The 1,062-nt window shown below is 59.8% G+C and carries 1 protein-coding gene; it reads left to right on the top strand.

Going from position 1 to position 1,062, the window contains the following annotated elements; all coding sequences use genetic code 11:
- Positions 1-1,062, top strand: a 1,062-nt coding sequence (gene clpX, locus HGB44_RS31525; protein WP_168444233.1) for an ATP-dependent Clp protease ATP-binding subunit ClpX, incomplete at both ends; no start/stop codon positions are given.

The raw sequence follows: 1,062 nt of genomic DNA, 5'->3' as shown, positions 1-1,062 counted from the left end.
CTGGGATTCCCTGCCCAAGCCTCGGGAGATCTACGAGTTCCTGGACTCGTACGTGATCGGTCAGGAGCAGGCCAAGAAGGCGTTGTCGGTGGCGGTGTACAACCACTACAAGCGGGTGCGTTCGGAGGGGGAGCGTCCGGGCGAGGAGGGTGTGGAGATCGCCAAGTCCAACATCCTGCTGCTCGGGCCGACGGGGTCGGGTAAGACGTTGTTGGCGCAGACTCTGGCGCGGATCCTGAACGTGCCGTTCGCGATCGCGGACGCGACGGCGCTGACGGAGGCGGGGTATGTGGGGGAGGATGTGGAGAACATCCTGCTCAAGTTGATCCAGGCGGCTGACTATGACGTGAAGAAGGCCGAGACGGGGATCATCTACATCGATGAGGTCGACAAGGTCGCGCGTAAGAGTGAGAACCCTTCGATCACTCGGGATGTGTCGGGTGAGGGGGTGCAGCAGGCGTTGTTGAAGATCTTGGAGGGGACGACGGCGAGTGTGCCTCCGCAGGGTGGGCGGAAGCATCCGCATCAGGAGTTCATTCAGATCGACACGACGAATGTGTTGTTCATCTGTGGTGGTGCGTTCGCGGGGTTGGAGAAGTTGATCGAGTCGCGGACGGGTCAGCAGGGGATGGGGTTCAACGCGGTGTTGCGTCCCAAGGGTGAGCTGGGTGGTTCGGCGTTGTTCGGTGAGGTGATGCCGGAGGATCTGTTGAAGTTCGGGATGATTCCGGAGTTCGTGGGTCGGTTGCCGGTGATCACGAGTGTGCATGATCTGGATCGTGAGGCGTTGATCCGGATTTTGACGGAGCCGCGGAATGCTTTGGTGAAGCAGTATCAGCGGTTGTTCGAGTTGGATGGTGTGGAGTTGGAGTTCACGCCGGATGCTTTGAACGCGATTGCTGAGCAGGGGATTATTCGGGGTACGGGTGCGCGTGGGTTGCGGGCGATTATTGAGGAGGTGTTGTTGTCGGTGATGTATGAGGTGCCCAGTCGTGAGGATGTGGGTCAGGTGATCATTACGCGGGAGACCGTGATCGACAACGTCAACCCCACCATCGTCCC

It is taken from the genome of Nocardiopsis alborubida (assembly GCF_012396365.1).
Taxonomy (GTDB): Bacteria; Actinomycetota; Actinomycetes; order Streptosporangiales; family Streptosporangiaceae; genus Nocardiopsis; species Nocardiopsis alborubida.
This window is presented reverse-complemented; position numbering and strand designations above follow the sequence as displayed.